The 14,327-nt window shown below is 64.7% G+C and carries 12 protein-coding genes; 6 read left to right on the top strand and 6 right to left on the bottom strand.

The genetic code is table 11. The annotated features are described in order from the left end of the window. Nucleotides 1–5 precede the first annotated feature (5 nt). Nucleotides 6–2,030, bottom strand: coding sequence for an NAD(+) synthase (locus RND64_RS04190; RefSeq protein WP_049697765.1), 2,025 nt, complete (start codon nucleotides 2,028–2,030; stop codon nucleotides 6–8). Between the two features lie 43 nt (nucleotides 2,031–2,073). After that, entirely contained in the window at nucleotides 2,074–3,477 is a 1,404-nt protein-coding gene (locus RND64_RS04185; protein WP_049697764.1) for a WS/DGAT/MGAT family O-acyltransferase, read from the bottom strand. 153 nt (nucleotides 3,478–3,630) lie between these two features. Here RND64_RS04185 and RND64_RS04180 point away from each other — a divergent pair, with 153 nt between their 5' ends. From RND64_RS04180 to RND64_RS04155, 6 genes are all read left to right on the top strand, one after another. Then, entirely contained in the window at nucleotides 3,631–4,209 is a 579-nt protein-coding gene (locus RND64_RS04180; protein WP_049697763.1) for a nuclear transport factor 2 family protein, read from the top strand. A gap of 183 nt (nucleotides 4,210–4,392) precedes the next feature. Next, a complete protein-coding gene (locus RND64_RS04175) occupies nucleotides 4,393–5,385 on the top strand; it encodes an acyl-ACP desaturase (RefSeq protein WP_049697762.1) in 993 nt (330 codons plus the stop codon). Nucleotides 5,386–5,518: 133 nt separating this feature from the next. Continuing rightward, nucleotides 5,519–6,652 carry a tRNA dihydrouridine synthase DusB gene (gene dusB, locus RND64_RS04170; protein WP_268760657.1) on the top strand — a complete coding sequence of 378 codons (1,134 nt, stop codon included), beginning with the start codon at nucleotides 5,519–5,521 and terminating at the stop codon, nucleotides 6,650–6,652. A 129-nt stretch (nucleotides 6,653–6,781) separates the two neighbouring features. Next, on the top strand, nucleotides 6,782–9,133 hold the full coding sequence (locus RND64_RS04165) for an LCP family protein (RefSeq protein WP_064870122.1): 2,352 nt from the start codon (nucleotides 6,782–6,784) through the stop codon (nucleotides 9,131–9,133). Between the two features lie 100 nt (nucleotides 9,134–9,233). Beyond that, nucleotides 9,234–9,896 carry a phosphate signaling complex protein PhoU gene (phoU, locus tag RND64_RS04160; RefSeq protein WP_049698056.1) on the top strand — a complete coding sequence of 221 codons (663 nt, stop codon included), beginning with the start codon at nucleotides 9,234–9,236 and terminating at the stop codon, nucleotides 9,894–9,896. 140 nt (nucleotides 9,897–10,036) lie between these two features. After that, complete coding sequence (locus tag RND64_RS04155; protein WP_168431243.1) at nucleotides 10,037–10,186, top strand: hypothetical protein; 150 nt, start codon at nucleotides 10,037–10,039, stop codon at nucleotides 10,184–10,186. Nucleotides 10,187–10,274: 88 nt separating this feature from the next. Here the strand turns inward: RND64_RS04155 and pstB are convergent, their stop codons facing one another. The 4 genes from pstB to pstS are packed head-to-tail and all read right to left on the bottom strand — an operon-like array spanning nucleotide 10,275 to nucleotide 14,276. After that, nucleotides 10,275–11,051 (bottom strand): phosphate ABC transporter ATP-binding protein PstB, encoded by a 777-nt coding sequence (gene pstB / locus RND64_RS04150; RefSeq protein WP_049697760.1) that lies wholly within the window; start codon nucleotides 11,049–11,051, stop codon nucleotides 10,275–10,277. A gap of 53 nt (nucleotides 11,052–11,104) precedes the next feature. Further along, nucleotides 11,105–12,034, bottom strand: coding sequence for a phosphate ABC transporter permease PstA (pstA, locus tag RND64_RS04145; protein ID WP_005204269.1), 930 nt, complete (start codon nucleotides 12,032–12,034; stop codon nucleotides 11,105–11,107). Beyond that, entirely contained in the window at nucleotides 12,031–13,119 is a 1,089-nt protein-coding gene (gene pstC, locus RND64_RS04140; RefSeq protein WP_049697759.1) for a phosphate ABC transporter permease subunit PstC, read from the bottom strand. The genes pstA and pstC overlap by 4 nt, the downstream gene beginning before the upstream one ends. Nucleotides 13,120–13,154: 35 nt before the next feature. Next, nucleotides 13,155–14,276: a phosphate ABC transporter substrate-binding protein PstS gene (pstS, locus tag RND64_RS04135; RefSeq protein WP_197494557.1), complete on the bottom strand. Its 1,122-nt coding sequence runs from the start codon at nucleotides 14,274–14,276 to the stop codon at nucleotides 13,155–13,157. Nucleotides 14,277–14,327: the final 51 nt, after the last annotated feature.

The raw sequence follows: 14,327 nt of genomic DNA, 5'->3' as shown, positions 1-14,327 counted from the left end.
CGACATCAGCGACCCTTGAGTTGGTCCAGCCAGGTGCGGGCGGAGGCGTCCGACGGCGAGCGCCAGTCGCCACGCGGCGAGAGTGACCCGCCCGAACCGATTTTCGGCCCGTTGGGCATCGCGGTGCGCTTGAACTGGTTGCTCATGAATCGCTTCAGGAACGTCGAGAGCCAGTGCTCGATCGTCGCGGCGTCGTACTGGTTTCGACGCTCCGGCGCGATCAACTCCGACCACGCGCCGCGTTCCCGGTCACCCCACGCCTGGCCGGCCAGGTAGGCGATCTTGTCGGGGCGATACCCGAAGCGCGTCAGGTAGTACAGGAAGAAATCGTGGAGTTCGTAGGGGCCGACGGTGTCCTCGGTGCTCTGGATCGCGCCGTCGTCGCCCGGCGGGACGAGTTCGGGCGAGATCACATCGTCGAGGATCTCTGCGAGCGTGTCGGTGGTCTCCTGCGAGTACTGTCCGGTCGAGATCATCCAGCGAATCAGGTACTGGATCAACGTCTTCGGGACCGAGGTGTTGACGTTGTAGTGCGACATCTGATCGCCGACACCGTAGGTACACCAACCCAGAGCGAGCTCGGACAGATCACCTGTCCCGAGCACGATTCCGCCGTGGAAGTTCGCCAACCGGAACAGGTGCGAGGTCCGCTCGCCTGCCTGCACGTTCTCGAAGGTGACGTCGAAGACCTTCTCGCCCTTGGCATATGGATGCCCGATGTCGGCGAGCATCTGCTCACACGACGGCCGGATGTCGAGTTCGGTGCCGGTGACGCCGAGAGAATCCATCAGCACATGTGCGCGCCGCAGCGTCGCGCCGCCGGTGGCGAATCCCGGCATCGTGTACGCGAGGATGTTGGTGCGCGGCAGGCCGAGTCGGTCGAAGGTGTCGACGGCGACGAGCAGTGCGAGCGTCGAATCGAGACCACCGGACACCCCGATGACGATCTTGTCGATGCCGGTGGCGCGCAGACGTGCAGCCAGGCCCTGAACCTGGATGTCGCGCACCTCGCGGCACCGTTCGTCACGATCACCGGCGTCGGCGGGAACGAATGGGAATCGTGCGACCGAGCGTCGCAGATCGTCGTCGGCGAGGTCGAGGTCACCGAACTCGAAGTCGATGTGGCGCAACGACGTCAGACGATCCTCGAGATCACCGACCTGATCGTGGAAGCTGCCCATCCGGATGCGTTCCTGGCGCAGTCGGTCCAGGTCGACGTCGGCGACGACGAGTTGCTCGGCCGTCGCGAACCCCGTACTGCGAGTGAGTAGTCCACCGTTCTCGGCGATCAGGGCGTCACCGTCCCACGCGAGATCGGTTGTGGATTCGCCATATCCGGCGGCAACGTAGACGTAGGCCGCGATGCACCGGGCGGAAAGACTGGTGCACAACGACTTCCGATACGACTCCTTGCCGATCGTGACCGGCGAACCCGACAGGTTCGCGAGAACCGTCGCACCTCCCAGGGCGGCCCAGGTGCTCGGCGGGATCGGCACCCACGCGTCCTCGCAGACCTCGAGATGCAGCGCGAAACCCGGCAGGTCGACGGCGTCGAAGATCAGGTCGGTGCCGAACGGAACCGTCTGTCCGAGCAGCGTCACCGTGTCGGCGAGTGCGTCGCGGGCCGCGCTGAAATAGCGCTTGTCGTAGAACTCGCGGTAATTCGGCAGGAACGCCTTCGGTACGACGCCGAGAATCCGACCATCACGCAGCAGGACGGCGCAGTTGTACAGCCCGGCGTCGACGACGAGCGGCAGGCCGACCGCCACCAACGGGCGCAAACCCTCACTCGCGGCGACGACGGTGGCGAGGGCGTCGAGCGCGGCGTCGATAACCGCGTCCTGTTGGACAAGATCGTCGATGCTGTATCCGGTGAGTCCCATCTCGGGGAACACGACGAGCGCAGCACCCTCGGTGGCCGCCTGCCGCATCAATTCGACGGTGGCCTGCGCGTTGGCCACCGGGTCGGCGATACGGACGACCGGGACCGCGCCCGCTACTCGGGCAAATCCGTGGCGATAGATGGACACAGGGCAAAGCTTAGTGACCGGATAACCCCATCACCGCAAGACCTCAGTCGCCACACACCTCGAGAAGCGTCTTGAGCTGCTCGTCGAAGGCGTGGGCGAGGAAGTCGACGTCGGGGATCTGATCGGTACACCCGAGGATGCCGACGTTGAGCTCGCCGTCGGCCGAGAACACCGTGATGTTGAGGCCGAGCCCGTGGAAGATCGGCCCGAGCGGGTAGACCGCGGTGACACGCGCGCCGCAGAAGTAGACGGGAATGTCGGCGCCCGCGACGTTCGACACCGTCACGTTGAAGATCGGCGGATGCTTGAGTGCCAGTTTCCGGTCGCCGTAGAACTTCATCAACGTCGACATCGTTGTTCCTGGCGCGAACTGTGCCCACGCACGCAGGATGTTCGCGTCGATGTCGGCGTGGTGTGCCTTTGCTTTCCGCGAGAGTTCTGCAGCGCGCTCGATCCGTTCGACGGGATCTGCGACGTCGGAGGCCAACTGCGTGAACATCCCCGACACCTTGTTGGTGCCCTGCACCATCAAGCCGCTGTCGTCGGCGCCGTGGACAGATACCGGCACCATCGCGACGAGTGGTCTGTCCGGCAGCTCGTTGTGCGCCAGCAGATACTCGCGCAGCGCCCCGCCGGTGATCGCCAGCACGACGTCGTTCACCTTGACGCCGAACCGATTCTTGACGCGCTTGATGTCGGCGAGTGAGAGCTGGGTCAGTGCGATCGAGCGGTGCGGGGTGATCGGCCCGTTGAATCGGGTGCGCGGCGCCCCGAACGGCGCGGGCATCGCCTCGTGCGAGCGCGCCCGACGCAACCACGCGACCGGAACCGAGACCGTCTCCGGGAGCAATCGAGCCATCGCGATCGGACGTCGGATCAGGTAGTGCACCGCTCCCGTCGCGGCGAGCAGCGCATGCGACGACCCGCCCGCTGTCTGATGCAGCAGATCGGCGTCGAGGTCGGGCTGCTCGGGCGACAGCGAGAAGAGCTGCGACAGCACCTCGGCGCTGCCGACGCCGTCGACCGCGGCGTGGTGCATCCGCAGCATGATCATGATCCGCCCGTTGGACAGTCCCTCGATGACCCACAGTTCCCACAGCGGCTTCGCCCGGTCGAGGGTCTGCCCGGCCAGATGCCCACAGAGTTCGGTGACCTCGCCGATCCCGCCCGGCGCCGGAACCGCGACACGGTGCACATGCCGGTCGATGTCGAAATGGTCGTCCTCCACCCAGGCGGGGTGGTCGATGTTGATCAGCGAGTTGTCGAGCTTGCGTCGGAACTTCGGGGTAGCACGGACGAGCTGTCGCATCTGATCACGGATACCGCTGAACGAATACCCACCGGGAATCGTCGACGGATCGATTTCGATCAGGCCGATGATCTGCATCAACTGTGACCGCGTCTCCATGTACAGGAACGAGGCATCCAAACCGCTCAGCCGCTCCATCGCAAATCCTCCGCATCCTGCTCGCCCGCGCCGTCGCGCGCACGCCCGTCTTCGTCGTCGGGCCGATGATGAAATCGAACCACGTCGATGCGTCGTCGCGCTCCTTTTCCATAACGCTTCGCGCACCCGCCGTAGTTCCCTACGATCAGCCCGATGCGCACCGAAAACGCCGCGTCTGCCGCGGATGCCCGATTCTCGCCGACCCCATTCGATCTCGACGAGTTGTCGGAGGCGTTCGACGTCTTCGAGGCCACCGTCGCGGGCATCGCCGCGGAGGCCCGAGCACAGCCGTCCGAGGCGCCCGCGGCATGGGCCCGATTCGCCGACCTCTTCACTCCCGACGCCGACTACATCGAGCACGCACTCGGCACCATGCACGGCAGGGACGAGATCCGCCCGTGGATCGTGAAGACGATGACGCGCTTCCCCGGCAACCACATGGTCGCCTTCCCCAACCTGTGGAAGGTGTTCGACGCCCCCACCGGTCGGGTGATCTTCGAGGTCGACAATCCGATGTGCGATCCCGGCGACGGAAGCGTGATCACCGCCACCAACATTTCGATCATCACGTACGCGGGTGACGGCCTGTGGCGGTGCGAGGAGGACATCTACAACCCCATGGAGTTCGGCAGCGCCGCGATGCTGTGGTGTGACAAGGCGCGCGAACTCGGTACTCTTGACGACGACGCCGCCACGTGGGCGTCGACGTTCGGCCGAGCGTTTCGGGGGTAACGCTTGCGAGCCAAGTTTCGACACCGTAAGTGCGTACTTGGGTAACGCCTGCTCGGTGCCGTAGCCTTACTGACTGACTTGGATACATGTCGGTCACCGAGCCAGGCATGACAACCAGAGACGACAGTCGGAGACTACGACAGTCCGACCTGTTTCGATGTGGACCGTTCGGAGGAACGAACAATGGCACGTGAGCTCACTCAGCTTGATCTGCTCCGCGAGCTGGCACCGGTTGCCGAGGACAACGTCAACCGGCACCTGAAGATCGCGAAGAACTGGAACCCGCACGACTACGTCCCGTGGGACGAGGGTCGTAACTTCGCCGCGCTCGGCGGCGTCGACTACGACCCTGAGCAGTCGCAGCTCGATGAGGTTGCGAAGGCCGCGATGATCACGAACCTGCTGACCGAGGACAACCTGCCCTCCTATCACCGGGTGATCGCCGACAACTTCTCGATGGATTCGGCATGGGGCTTCTGGGTCGGTCGTTGGACCGCCGAGGAAAACCGGCACTCGATCGTCATGCGCGATTACCTCACGGTGACGCGCGGCGTCGACCCTGCCCAGCTCGAGGCCGACCGCATGGTCCACATGACCAACGGTTACTCGCCCGAGTCCGCTGCAGGCGACCGCGTCGAGGAGATGATGGAGAAGGGCGGCGAAATGGGCCTGCTGCACTCCGTCGCCTACGTGACGTTCCAGGAGCTCGCGACGCGCGTCAGCCACCGCAACACCGGCAAGGCGTGCAACGATCCGATCGCCGACAAGATGCTTCAGCGCATCGCGGCCGACGAGAACCTGCACATGATCTTCTACCGCAACATCTGCGGCGCCGGTATGGACATCGCTCCCGACCAGACGCTGCGTGCCGTGACCGACATCGTCACCAACTTCCAGATGCCCGGCGCCGGAATGCCCAACTTCCGCCGCCACGGCGTGTTGATGGCCAAGCACGGCATCTACGACCTGCGTCAGCACCTCGAAGAGGTCATCCAGCCCGTCCTGCGCAAGTGGAACGTCTTCGATCGCGACGACTTCTCCGCCGAGGGCGACCAGACCCGCGAGGAGCTCGCAGCCTTCCTCGAGCAGCTCGAGAAGGACACCATCAAGTTCGAGGAGATGCGCGACCGCGCACTCGCCCGCGAAGCCAAGAAGCGCGAGCGTCAGGCGTCCTGACGCAACCATTGGCTTGACGACGACGATCCGAACCCCAGCAGCGCCGGCGCCCTCCACGATCCACGAGGGCGCCGGTGCGCTGTCGGCTGCGCACGCCACCCCGCTCCAAGCAACCCCGCTGCGCGACACCCGCTTGCGAATCGGCACGATCGAGCTCGCCAGTCCCGTGGTGCTCGCACCCATGGCGGGCGTCACCAACGTGGCGTTCCGCACGCTGTGTCGCGAACTCGAATTGGCCCGCACCGGCACGGTGTCGGGTCTGTACGTCTGTGAGATGGTCACCGCCCGCGCGCTCGTCGAGCGGCATCCGGTCACGATGCACATGACCACGTTCGGCCCGGACGAGAATCCGCGGTCGATGCAGCTCTACACGGTGGATCCGCGCTACACCTACGAGGCAGCCAAGATGATCGTCGACGAGAATCTCGCCGACCACATCGACATGAACTTCGGCTGCCCTGTCCCGAAGGTGACCCGCAAGGGCGGCGGCTCGGCGATCCCGTACAAGCGCACCCTGTTCCAACGAATCGTCGCAGCCGCGGTCAAGGCGACCGAGGGCACCGACATCCCCGTCACCGTCAAGTTCCGCATCGGAATCGACGACGAGCATCACACGCACCTCGACGCCGGACGCATCGCCGCGGGCGAGGGCGCGAAAGCTGTTGCGCTCCATGCCCGTACGGCTTCACAGCGGTACTCCGGCGAGGCCGACTGGGCCGAGATCGCCCGGCTCAAGGAGCACGTGACCGACGTACCTGTGCTCGGTAACGGCGACATCTTCGAACCCAAAGACGCGGTCGCGATGATGGCGCAGACCGGATGCGACGGCGTCGTGGTCGGACGCGGCTGCCTCGGTAGGCCGTGGCTGTTCGCCGAACTCGCCGCCGAACTCAACGGGCTGCCCGCACCCGCCGCACCGAACCTCGGCGAGGTCGCACAGATCATCGTCAGGCACGGCGAGTTGCTCGCCGATCACCACGGCGAGGACAAGGGCATGCGCGAGATGCGCAAACACGTTGCCTGGTATCTGCGCGGATTCCCGGCCGGTTCGGAGATTCGTTCGCGCATGTCGCTGGTGTCGACGCTCGACGAACTCCGCGACCTCGTCGGGTCACTTCCCGCCGACACACCGTTCCCCGAGGACGGGCACGGTCCGCGTGGGCGGCAGGGGTCGCCCGCCAAGGTCGCGCTCCCCGACGGCTGGCTCGACGATCCCTACGAGGATGTCGTCCCCGCAGGCGCGGAAGTGATGCACTCCGGCGGCTGAGGCGCTTCTCAGGACCTATCAGTACTATGTCCGAAGGTCCCGCAGGCGGGATCTGAGTTCTTCCTGCTTGCCGCAGCGTTCAGCCCCGACGGGGCGGCAGCGTCACCACGGGGTACGAGGATATGTGACGTGAGTCGTTGGACACCCAAGCCGCACGGCGACGAGCCGGGCGACCGGGACGATTCGACGTCCTCATCGACTCCACGCGCTTCACGCACCTCACGACCAGCGAACCCCAATGACGGCAGGCTTCGTGAGCCGCGCTCCGCCGATCGGTACGTCCGCGGCCGTAGTCGCATGACCGTCCGCGAGCTGATGGAGCAGATGAACGCCGATCCCGGCGCACGCTCCGATTCCCCGTCCGGCACCGCGGCTCCCGCCGACAAAGCGACCGATTCTGACAAGCCGCCTGCATCTAGCAAGCCGACTGCATCCAACAAGCCATCTGCGTCCGACAAGCCGTCTGCTTCTGACGAATCGACCGGCGCCGGCACGCAGCCACGAGGTGATTCATCGCCGACCGAGGCCATCCCACGAGTCGGCGGCTACCGTTCCGGACTGCGTCGAGCTCGGCGTGGGACAGACCGCGCCGCCACGGACAAGCCGTCGAATCGCCCCTCCGACACGCCAGGGGCCAACGAGGTCACGCGCAAGATCCCGATCGTCGGTGCCACCCCAGAACCGGTCGTCGACCTCAGTGACAGGGCGACGACGGAGCGGGTCGTCGAGGAATCACGGGCACAGGGGTCACACCTCGAGCCCGCCGCATCCGGAAATTCCGCCACGTCCGGAGATGCCGCCGCACCCGACACGCCCGAGCAGACCCCCGCTGCTCCTGAACCGGAGCGCGAGCCGGCGTCCCCACCGCTCGAGCCCACTCCCGACCTCACCGAGACGATCGCGCTGCGTTCACGCCCGCAACGTGTGGGGCGTCGACGTCACGACCGCACGACACGCCAGAACGTCGCGTTCACCGGCCGCATCATGGTCGCCATCGCGTGCGTCATGGCGCTCGTCGGGACCGGCTTCGTGTGGGGGTACATGAAGTCGAAGAACAGCGATTGGCGGACCATCGCCGCCGTCGACCCCGACGACACGAACATTCGCAACAAGGACGCCCAGTACGGCGACGAGAACTACCTGATCGTCGGCACCGACACACGCAGCGGCAAGAACGGCAAGGTTGGCGCGGGCACCACGGCCGACGCCGAGGGCGCACGTTCTGACACGGTGATCCTGGTCAACATCCCCGCCAACCGCAGCCGCGTGGTTGCGGTCTCGTTCCCGCGGGATCTGCAGGTCGACCGACCCGAATGTCAGGATTGGGACAACGACGCCGGAACCTATACCGGCGACCTACCCGCGGCCAGCCAGGTGAAACTGAACAGCGTCTACGCCGACGGCGGACCGAAGTGCCTGGTCAAGGTCATCACCGAGATGAGTGGTCTGAACATCAACCACTTCATCGGGATGGACTTCTCCGGCTTCGAGAAGATCGTGCGCGCTGTCGGCGGCGTCGAGGTGTGCTCCACCACTCCGGTGTACGACTACGAACTCGGCCAGATCCTCTCCAAGCCGGGCAAGCAGACGATCACCGGTCGCAAGGCGCTCAACTACGTTCGCGCCCGCACGGTGTCGACGGAGGGCAACGGCGACTACGGACGCATCAAGCGCCAACAGTTGTTCATGTCGTCACTGCTGCGGTCGACGCTCTCAGGCAACGTCCTGTCCAATCCGGCCAAGCTCAACAGCATCGTCAACACCTTCATCAAGAACAGCTACGTCGACGGCGTCGACACGCAGTCACTGCTCAAACTCGCCGACTCGATGCAGGGTATCGAGGCGGGTCGCGTGACGTTCCTGACCATCCCGACGTCGGGTACGGCGACCGACGGCTCGAATAACGAGATCCCGCGCACCGACGACATCAACGCCATCTTCAACGCGATCATCGACGACGACCCGCTACCCGGCGAGCAGGCCGCGAAGAAGAAGCAGAGCAGTTCGTCGAAGAAGCAGACCACGGCTGCGGGCGCCACCACGAGTACGTCGCAGACGCCGTCGACGGTCTCGGCCACCGCGCAGAACCCGAGCAACGTCGGGGTGCGTGTGCTCAACGGCACGGGCAAGGCCGGGCAAGCCGCCGACGCGTCCGACCAGCTGACCGCCCAGGGCTTCGACGTCCGCGGCGTCGCGGATGCGTCGGAGAACCGCACAGACACTGTCGTGCGCTACGGGCCGGGTGAACAGGACTCTGCTGCAACACTCGCCGCGATGTTCCCCGGCGCCAAGATCCAGAGCGACAAGACAGTGAAGTCGGGCGTCGAGGTCATTCTCGGCAGCGACTTCGCCGGCAGCGTCACCAGTGCTCCCGCCGCAGGCGAGACGCTATCGGCGCAGGCACTGCCTCCAGCGGCGAACTCCAGCAATCTGCCCAACGATCTCGCGGTGACCAACGCGGGAGACACCACCTGCTCCTGACGGGCGCACGTACCGCGAGCAGAGCTACTCACCGCGCGTTCACGGTGTGTTCACCACGCGGAAGATCGTGATCTGCGGCACGCACAGTACCCTTGAGGGTATGCGTACCGCGTATCAAGAACAGCTGCATTCACTGAATGCGGTGCTCGGAGAAATGTGCGATCTGGCCGGTTCAGCAATGGACCGTGCCACCCAGGCCCTCTTGCAGGCCGATCTCGCCATTGCCGAGGAAGTGCTGTCGGAGAACGACAAGCTGTCCGAACTGTCCGCGCGCGCCGAGGAGCAGGCGTTCGCGCTTCTCGCGCTCCAGGCTCCCGTCGCAGGCGACCTGCGCGGAGTCGTCAGCGGGTTCCAGATCGTCGCAGACGTCGACCGTATGGGCGCGCTGGCGCTGCACGTCGCCAAGGTCGCCCGACGACGCCATCCCGCGAAGGCCCTGCCCGAAGAGGTCAACGGCTACTTCGCCGAGATGGGCAGGCTGGCAGTCCAGCTCGCCACCAACGCGCGCGAGGTCCTCGACACGCAAGATCCCGAGGCTGCGGTTCGTCTGCAAGAAGACGATGACGCCATGGACGATCTGCATCGCCACCTGTTCACGGTGCTGATGGACCGGGACTGGCAGCACGGAGTTGCCGCAGCCGTCGACGTCACCCTGCTGGGCCGCTACTACGAGCGCTTCGCCGACCACGCCGTACTCATCGGCCGTCGGGTCGTCTTCCAGGCCACCGGCCAGACGCCCGAGCAGTTCCAGGACGCTTCTTAAAGCACAGACGCTTCCCGACACACCCCCACCACCGACGTCGGTGGATCACACCCCGGTTCGGATGTGATTCACCGACGTTTCTCGTCGTGGAGGGCGTCCTGACTTCACGCACACCAGGCGCGCAGTCTAGGGTGAGCGCCATGGGCGTGCACTATCCGGCAGAACCTGATTTCAATGCCGAATCCGACGACGAAGCCGAAGCACATCTCCGGCGACGCCAGCTGTTCGTCTATGTCGGCGTGACGCTGTCGCTCGTCGCTCTGCTGGTCATTCTGTTGCTCAACATGTAAGCCCCCCATCAACGCAAAAGACCCGCGACGATTCCTCGTCGCGGGTCTTTGTCTGCTTGTGGGCCTGTGCGTTGTGCCCTGCCGGTGATCAGCCGAAGCGGCCGGAGATGTAGTCCTCGGTCTCGCGCTTGGTGGGGTGCGTGAAGATGGTCTCGGTGTCGCCGATCTCGACCAACTGTCCCGGCTGGCCGACGCCCTCGAGGTTGAAGAACGCGGTCTGATCGCTGACACGCGCAGCCTGCTGCATGTTGTGCGTGACGATGACGATCGTGAAGTCCTTCTTGAGCTCGCCCATCAGATCCTCGATGGCCAGCGTCGAGATCGGATCGAGCGCAGAGCACGGCTCATCCATCAGCAGGACGTCCGGCGACACCGCGATGGCACGCGCGATGCACAGTCGCTGCTGCTGACCACCCGAGAGACCGCCACCGGGCTTGTCGAGACGGTCCTTGACCTCTTCCCACAGGTTGGCGCCGCGAAGGCTGCGCTCGGCCACCTCGTTGAGCTGCTTCTTGTTGCGAATGCCCTGCAGGCGAAGACCTGCGACGACGTTGTCTCGGATCGACATGGTCGGGAAGGGATTCGGCCGCTGGAACACCATGCCGATCGTCGTACGGACACTCGTCGGGTTGACCTCTTTGGAGTAGATGTCCTCACCGTCGAGCAGCACACTGCCGACCGCATAGGCTCCGGGGATCTCCTCGTGCATGCGATTGAGCGTGCGCAGCACCGTCGACTTGCCGCAGCCCGACGGACCGATGAACGCGGTGATGCTGCGCGGCGGCACTGCAAGAGTCACGTCCTTCACGGCGTGGAACTTGCTGTAGTAGATATTCAGGTCTTTGATGTCGAGGCGCTTGGCCATGGCATTACTCTCTCGTGCTGTTGATGTACGACGCTGTTGCTGGGCGTGCGGTCTTACCTGGACTTGGGTGCCAGGAACTTCGCGAGCAGCGCTGCGACGATGTTGAGGATGGCGATGATGATGATCAGCGTCAGCGCTGCACCCCAGTAGTAGAACGACGACGCCGGCTGACTCGCCGCCCACATGTCCTTGATGAACAGAGGCAGCGAGTTCATACCGCCCTCGAAGGGGTTGGTCTTGACCAGCGAACTCGCCGGACCCGCGAGGATCAGGACTGGGGCGGTCTCACCCATGATGCGTGCGATGGCGAGGAAGATGCCGCTGAGCATGCCCGACAGCGCGGTCGGGATCACGACACGCATGATCGTCTTCCACTTGGGGATGCCCAATGCGTACGACGCTTCGCGCAGTTCGTCGGGTACGAGCTTGAGCATCTCCTCCGACGATCGGACGACGATCGGGATCATCAGCAGGATGAGCGCGAGACTGACCATGAAGGCGCTCTGCCCCATCGAGAGTCCGATCACGAACACCGTGAAGATGAACAGCGTCGCGACGATCGACGGCACGCCCGCGAGAATGTCGACCATGAAGCTGACCGGTTTGACCAGCTTCGACGTCGGGTACTCGACCAGGAGAACGGCCGTGAGCACCGCGATCGGGACCGAGATGATCGTGGCGACGAGCGCCTGGATGATCGAACCGACGATCGCCGGCGCGATTCCCGCGCCGTAGTCGGTTGTGGTGTCGACTGCGTAGCCGTCGCCGAACCACCAGTTCGGGTCGGTGATGGCGCTCGCTCCATTCGAGAGCACCGTCCACAGCAACCACACCAGTGGAATGACGCCGAGCGCGAAGCAGATGAAGAAAGCGGCGCGCGCACCGTTGTTGCGGATTCGACGACTCAGCGAGATCTCGCGGAATGCCGACGGATGTTGTTTGACCGGGCCGCCGCCTGCGCCCTTATCAAGTGCGATGCTCATCCGTTGACCTTTCCGCCTGCGACCGTGCGAGCGACCGCGTTCACCACGAATGTCAGGAGGAACAGCACCAGACCGGCCGCGATGTAGGCGCTCTGGGTGTCCTGGCTACCGACGAACTCGCCGACGTCGCGAGCGATCTTCGACGCGAACGTGTCGCCGCCTTCGAACAGCGACCACTTGAGGCGGCCGACGGCGGCACTCAGGATGATCATGACGGCGATGGTCTCGCCGAGCGCACGTCCGAGCGCCAGCATCGCCGCGGCGATCATGCCGGAGCGTCCGTACGGGAACGAGGTCATCCGGATGACCTCCCACTTCGTCGCACCGAGGGCCAGTGCCGCTTCTTTCTGGCCGGGAGGGGTCTGGCGCAGCACCTCTCGGGTGATCGAGGTGATGATCGGCAGCATCATGATCGCGAGCACGATGCCCGCGGTGAAGATCGTGCCGCCGCCGCTGACTGACGTGCTACCGGCGGAGAAGAGGAAGAACCAGCCGAGCACGCTGTTGAGCCATTCCGCGAACGGCGCGATCACCGGAGCGAGGACGTAGATGCCCCAGAGACCGAAGATGATCGACGGCACCGCTGCGAGCAGATCGATGACCGCGGCGAGCGGGCGGGCGACCTGTCGCGGGGCGTACTCCACGAGGAACACCGCGATGCCGATCGCGATCGGGGTGGCGATCACCAGGGCGAACAGCGAGGTCAGAACCGTCGCTCGGAACAACTCCCAGATGCCGAAACGCACCGTGTCGTTGTCGAAGTTCGCCGAACTGACGTCCCACTGGGACGAGAAGATGAAGTTGGCGTGGTTCGCCAGCATCGCCGGTATGGCATTGACGATCAGTGCAATGCCGATACCGGCGACGAGGACGACCACGAAGAAACCCGTGCCCCGCGCGAGGTAGGAGAAAAGCTGGTCGCCGAGTGCGCCGCGGTGGCTGCGCAGGCCCGGGTGGAGCTGCTCTTCGAGCTGCTCCTCGGAATCCGGAGGCAACTGGTCGGACGATTCGGGAGGCTGCGTGCCGGGTTCGGGCGGGGTCTCCGCCTTCCCCCGGCCCACACCGGTGGTGTCATCCACAGACATAACTCATATCGCTTCGGGTCGGTGTTTTCGTGTGGTTACTGAAGGGCGTTGATCGACGAAGTCAGCTTCTGCTGGAATTCGCTCGGCAGCGGGATGTAGCCCGCGTTGATCAGATCCTGGCCCTGGTTCTGCGGTGCAGACGCCACCGAGAGGAACGTCTTGACACCCTGGCCAACCGAAGTATCGGCGTACTTCGAGCAGACGATCGAGTATGTTGCCAGAATGATCGGGTACGCGCCCGCCTCGGTCGGCTTGTAGAACGATTCGGTGTCGATGACCATGTTGTGGTTGTCCGGACCGTTCTTGAGAGTCGCCGCCGCGATGGTCTTGCCGCCGGTCTCAGAGTTCAGCTCCACACCGCTCTTGTCCTGATCGGTGATGATCTTCGCCATCGACAGCTTGTTGGACTGCGCGTACGCCCACTCGACGTAGGCGATCGATCCGGGGGTCGGCTTCACTGCGGAACCAACGCCGGGGTTGCCCTGCTTGCCTTCGCCGACACCACCGTTGAAGGTCTTGCCCGCACCCTTGGTCCATCCGCCCGCGGCGGTCAGGTACTTCTGGAAGTTGTCCGTCGTGCCCGACTGGTCAGCGCGGTAGATCACGCTGATCGCAGTGCTGGGAAGGGTCTTGCCCGGGTTGTCGGCGGCAATCGCCGGATCGTTCCAGGTCTTTGCCTCGCCGCTGAAGATCTTGGAGAGCGTCGGACCCGACAGCGCGAGATCGTTGACACCATCGACGTTGTAGGTCACGGCGATCGGACCGAACACGAGCGGCAGCTGCCATGCTTCCGAGCCACAGCGCTGTGCGGCCTTCTGGATCTCGTCGCCCTTCAGCGGCGAGTCGGAGCCACCGAAGTCGGTGAGATTCTGCGTGAAGTCGGAGACACCCTGTCCCGAGCCTCCGCCACCGTAGGCGAGCTCGTGACCGGGGCAGGTCTTCGCAAACGAGGTGGAGAAGATCTTCATGGCGTTGGCCTGGGCTGTCGAACCACTCGCCTTGAGTGACTGCTTGCCCTCGCACTTGATGTCAGTCACCGCTGAGGCGGGCGCTGCGCTCGTGCCGCCCTTGTCAGCATTGCTGCTACACGCACCGAGAACGAGGGCGGAGCTGGCGGCCATCACGGCGACAGCGGCTCCTGTACGACTCAATTTCACTTTCTGGTTCCCTCCAGCATCAGAACATGGCAGTCCCGCCAAGCGGCTTTG

The organism is Gordonia sp. w5E2 (assembly GCF_036540975.1).
Taxonomy (GTDB): domain Bacteria; phylum Actinomycetota; class Actinomycetes; order Mycobacteriales; family Mycobacteriaceae; genus Gordonia; species Gordonia jacobaea.
Note: the sequence above shows the minus strand (reverse complement) of the source record. Positions and strands in the feature narration are given on the sequence as shown.

What these genes read in the sequence shown, in the direction of transcription:
- RND64_RS04185 (WP_049697764.1), bottom strand. Translation starts at nt 3,477, where the DNA reads ATGGAGCGGCTGAGCGGTTTGGATGCCTCGTTCCTGTACATGGAGACG.
- RND64_RS04180 (WP_049697763.1), top strand. Translation starts at nt 3,631, where the DNA reads ATGCGCACCGAAAACGCCGCGTCTGCCGCGGATGCCCGATTCTCGCCG.
- RND64_RS04175 (WP_049697762.1), top strand. Translation starts at nt 4,393, where the DNA reads ATGGCACGTGAGCTCACTCAGCTTGATCTGCTCCGCGAGCTGGCACCG.
- phoU (WP_049698056.1), top strand. Translation starts at nt 9,234, where the DNA reads ATGCGTACCGCGTATCAAGAACAGCTGCATTCACTGAATGCGGTGCTC.
- RND64_RS04155 (WP_168431243.1), top strand. Translation starts at nt 10,037, where the DNA reads ATGGGCGTGCACTATCCGGCAGAACCTGATTTCAATGCCGAATCCGAC.
- pstB (WP_049697760.1), bottom strand. Translation starts at nt 11,051, where the DNA reads ATGGCCAAGCGCCTCGACATCAAAGACCTGAATATCTACTACAGCAAG.
- pstA (WP_005204269.1), bottom strand. Translation starts at nt 12,034, where the DNA reads ATGAGCATCGCACTTGATAAGGGCGCAGGCGGCGGCCCGGTCAAACAA.
- pstC (WP_049697759.1), bottom strand. Translation starts at nt 13,119, where the DNA reads ATGTCTGTGGATGACACCACCGGTGTGGGCCGGGGGAAGGCGGAGACC.